The following is a 3,694-nucleotide window of genomic DNA, read 5'->3' as shown; positions in this document are numbered from 1 at the left end:
TCGAATAGTCCCGACCGCAGCCGTACGGGCATCGCGGTCGATGCCCCGCCCGTACGGAACGACCCGGGTCCCGGGGCCCCCGGTTACCCATCGTGGCCCCGGCGGGCCCCGCCCCCGCGGCGGCCCCCCGCCCCCCCCCACCTCCCCCGGCCCCCCCGCCCCCGCAAAACCCCGTTCGAAGGCGGTACGCGACCGGTCGCGCGAGACCGTCGTCTCGCTCGACCTCGGGTCACAGGTCCCGAAGCCAACGGTTGGCCTGCTCTGGGGTGGGGGAGTGGACGAAGCCGTAGCGTTGACCGAGCGACTTCGCGCCGGCCGGGGTTCCCATGTTCGTCTCGATCCGCGTGAATCCCGCTTCGCGCAGCGTTTGGAACATCCGCTCCACGAAGGTGTCGATCATCGCTCGCCGGTGGTCTCGGTCGAGTTCCGGAACCGAGAAGAACCAGCCGATATCGGTTGCCTCCTGGCCTTCTTCGCGTTCCGTCGGGATGCAGAAGAAGCCGCCCATGAGTTGCCCTGAGCCGTCCAGTGCCACCAGGTGTTTGATGCCGGGGCCGAGTGTGCCGTGGACCGCGGCACGTGTGAAGTCCACGGGGTTGTCGATCGTGTAACCGGCGTCATTGAATGGCGAGTCCTGGAACGTGCGACGCAGCGTCGTCTCGATGTCGTCCCATCGGGCCTTCATGAAGTGCTCGTCCACGAGCTTGATCTCCATGTGCGCCTCCGTGCGGTGAGTACCTCGTGTGCACCGACGAACCGCTGGCCAAGGTTCACGACCATGATGACAACGCGTGGAGCTGCCCGCGATCAGGCATCCGCCGAATGGCTGACGCGGGTCGAGGTCCGGCCTTGTGGCCGTGCCCGCGCGAGTTGCACGGCGACGCGCCGGAGGTTCACTCGCACGAGTGATTGTGATGCTTACTGACTTCGGCGCTTCGGGGTGATTGGCCTGTTCGTGTAGCTGACTGACGGTCATTTGCGCGCTATGCCGTAGGTATGCGATATGCGGATGGGGGCGGGCTGACGGCGAAAGGTCGCCAGCGCCGCGAGGTGGTGCGGCTGGAGGCCGCCGGGTTGTTCGCCGATGGGCTGGGGGCCGCCGGAGGTCGCCCGCAGGCTGCGGGTGAGCTCGAAGTCGGCCTACCGGTGGCACCAGGACTGGATGGAGGGCGGGGTGGCGGCCCTGGCCTCACGAGGGGCGAGCGGCCGGCGGTGCAAGCTGTCCGCGCGCTGCCAGGAGAAGCTGGCCGCCTACCTGGAGCAGGGGCCGGCCGCTCACGGCTGGGACGAGGACCATGTGTGGACCGGCGGGCGGGTGGCGACGCTGATCGGCCGGAAGTTCCATGTGTCCTACAGCGTCTCGGGTGCCACCCGCCTGATGCACCGGCTCGGCTTCAGCCCGCAGGTCCCCGCGCGGCGGGCCGCCGAACGCGACGAGCGGGCCGTGACCGCGTGGCAGGAGGTGACCTGGGCGGAGGTAAAAGCACCAGGGCGGCCTGCGACGGCTGGATCTGTTTCGAGGACGAAGCAGGGTTCACCCGCAGGCCGCCCAAGGGGCGCACGTGGGGCCGGCGTGGCATCACCCCGGTCGTGAAGGTCTCCGGCCGCGGCTCCGGACGGGTCTCGGTCGCCGTACTGCTCGCGATGCGCCCGGGCTTCCGGACCCGACTGTGCCACCGGCTGCGGCGCCATACCGGGCGCAAGGGCGAACGCCGCAGCCTGTCCGAGCGCGACTACATCGGTCTGATCGACGGAATGCACCAGCTGGTCAGGGCGCCGATCGTGCTGGTCTGGGACCGGCTCAACACTCACGTGTCCTATGCCATGCGCGACTTGATCAGCGCACGGGGCTGGCTGACGGTGTTCGTCCTGCCCGCATACGCACCCGAGCTGAACGCGGTCGAGTACGTGTGGGCCCACGTGAAGCACGGCCTCGCGAACCTCGCCGGCGTCGCCTTGGACCGACTTGCCACGCTCGTCCGCAATCGACTCAAACGTCTCCAGTACCGCCCCGACGTCCTCGACGGCTTCCTCGCCGGAACCGGACTCTCCCTCGACCTACCACCCTGAAAAGCCGAAGTCAGATACCACCAGCCGTAACCGCGCTGACCGGCTACCCGATCCGGCGCCGCATCTGCAGGACTATGACGACGGTTTCGCCGTCCTCGGGCAGCTCGTCACCGAGCGCGAACCTGACCTCGGTGACCGTGGCGGTCGACTCGAAGGCATACAGGTCCTGAGCGACGTAGTCGTTCTCCACGACGGCCAGCAGGTCGTTGCCGAGCACCGACTGCCCAGGCTCCACCAGGAGTTGGGTCACGCGCATCGGCCCGCCGTACGGCGACGGGTCTGCGGTGAGTTCCATCGGCCCGAGGTCGAGCCAACGGGGCGGCGCCGGCAGCGTGCCGATCCGCCGCTCGATCTCGCCCAGAGCCCCGTCCGTAGCCTGGGCAGTGCGGTCGTCCGAGGTGAGCCCCCGCAGCAGCGGGGCGACGGCGCGGACATCACCCAGCCGGCCCAGCGCGTTGCACGCGGCGTACCGCACATCCGAGTCCTCGTCGTCCAGACAGCGAGCGATCGCCTCATGGTGATCGGCTGTCCCGCGCTCGGCCAGACCGCGCAGCGCGTCCTTGCGGGTGTGCGGGCTGTCGGAGCCCAGGCCGCGTTCGAGGATCGGCAGCATGCGCGGGTCCTCGACGCTCGACCACGTCGACACGACCACCGACTCCAGCGAGGCGTCGTCCGCCAGAGCGCCGAACAGCGCGTCCGGGAAGGCACGGACCAGGACACTCCTCAGATCACCGACGGCTTCCCAGGCCTGCTTGCTGTTCGCACGATCGCCCTCCAAGGCGCGCCAGTCCAGATCAGCCTGGCCAGCCAACATGGCGAGCATCCGCCGCAGACTCGCCGGTCCCGCGGCCACCAGCCGATCGAGCGCCGCATGTTGGCCGCCGACGTACTGCACGATGAGGCTGTCGATCTCCTCGAACTCCCGGCTCATGTCCAGCACCCTAGTCGACGCCACCGTCACTGATCGGCTAGCAAGCCCATCACCCCGAAGAGCTGAAGTCAGTAGTGCATAAATGGACACTCAAGGTATTCGAGGGCTCGTGGGGGCTCTCCCGGCGCGAGGGGGGCCGTCATGGCCGCAGTCGAATCCTCCTCCATCGAGGTGCCGCGGATCGCGAGCAGTTCGCAGCCCGCCGACCGGGACCAGGGCCTCGCGGCGATCGGCGGCAACGGCGGCGCCGTGTGGCGGGGGTGGTGGACGTGGACCCCGGGGAACGGGACGTTCAACCTCCAGATCGCCTGGAACGCCATCGGGATCGACTCGACGGTCGTCATCACGGCCTCCGAGATCGACGGCAACGGGCACCGGTTCGTCGGTGCGGCGCCCTTCCAGGTGTCGAGCATCGCCCCCGGCAACGGTGTGGTGACGTTCAAGATCAACATCGGTTGGGGCAGTGCGCTGCCGATGCGCACCGACGTCGTGGTCTTCAACTGAGCACCGTTCCCCGGCCGCCCCGGCTGCCCCGGTCACGCAGGCCTGGGGCCGCACCGATCCGCTGACAACCGGCACGAACCGCCCCCGGGGGGGGGCCGGGGGGGCGCCCCCCCCCCCCCGGGCCCCCCCCCCCCGCCCCCCCCCCGGTGACCCCCCACGCGCCCCCCCACCCCCCGCGGGGTAGGCGGG

General features: G+C 69.8%; 5 protein-coding genes. 3 read left to right on the top strand and 2 right to left on the bottom strand.

The genetic code is table 11. From position 1 onward, the window contains the following. Positions 1-229: 229 nt before the first annotated feature. The gene (locus ACFV6D_RS13050; RefSeq protein WP_063351914.1) at positions 230-715 is read right to left on the bottom strand and encodes a hypothetical protein; all 486 of its coding nucleotides are present in this window, start codon (positions 713-715) and stop codon (positions 230-232) included. A 408-nt stretch (positions 716-1,123) separates the two neighbouring features. Between ACFV6D_RS13050 and ACFV6D_RS13045 the strand changes: the two genes are divergently transcribed. Then, positions 1,124-1,594 (top strand): winged helix-turn-helix domain-containing protein, encoded by a 471-nt coding sequence (locus ACFV6D_RS13045; protein WP_380559635.1) that lies wholly within the window; start codon positions 1,124-1,126, stop codon positions 1,592-1,594. Beyond that, the gene (locus ACFV6D_RS13040; protein WP_380559638.1) at positions 1,510-2,070 is read left to right on the top strand and encodes a transposase; all 561 of its coding nucleotides are present in this window, start codon (positions 1,510-1,512) and stop codon (positions 2,068-2,070) included. Before ACFV6D_RS13045 ends, ACFV6D_RS13040 begins: the two co-directional genes overlap by 85 nt. 43 nt (positions 2,071-2,113) lie before the next feature. Here ACFV6D_RS13040 and ACFV6D_RS13035 read toward each other — a convergent pair whose 3' ends face one another. After that, on the bottom strand, positions 2,114-3,001 hold the full coding sequence (locus ACFV6D_RS13035; protein WP_380559634.1) for a HEAT repeat domain-containing protein: 888 nt from the start codon (positions 2,999-3,001) through the stop codon (positions 2,114-2,116). 141 nt (positions 3,002-3,142) lie between these two features. Here ACFV6D_RS13035 and ACFV6D_RS13030 point away from each other — a divergent pair, with 141 nt between their 5' ends. Then, the gene (locus ACFV6D_RS13030; protein WP_380559632.1) at positions 3,143-3,505 is read left to right on the top strand and encodes a hypothetical protein; all 363 of its coding nucleotides are present in this window, start codon (positions 3,143-3,145) and stop codon (positions 3,503-3,505) included. Positions 3,506-3,694 lie beyond the last annotated feature (189 nt).

The organism is Kitasatospora sp. NPDC059812 (genome assembly GCF_042732075.1).
Classification (GTDB): Bacteria; Actinomycetota; Actinomycetes; order Streptomycetales; family Streptomycetaceae; genus Kitasatospora.
The sequence above is the reverse complement of the archived record's forward strand: the minus strand, read 5'-3'. Positions and strand labels throughout refer to the sequence as shown.

What these genes read in the sequence shown, in the direction of transcription:
- ACFV6D_RS13030 (WP_380559632.1), top strand. Translation starts at nt 3,143, where the DNA reads ATGGCCGCAGTCGAATCCTCCTCCATCGAGGTGCCGCGGATCGCGAGC.
- ACFV6D_RS13050 (WP_063351914.1), bottom strand. Translation starts at nt 715, where the DNA reads ATGGAGATCAAGCTCGTGGACGAGCACTTCATGAAGGCCCGATGGGAC.
- ACFV6D_RS13035 (WP_380559634.1), bottom strand. Translation starts at nt 3,001, where the DNA reads ATGAGCCGGGAGTTCGAGGAGATCGACAGCCTCATCGTGCAGTACGTC.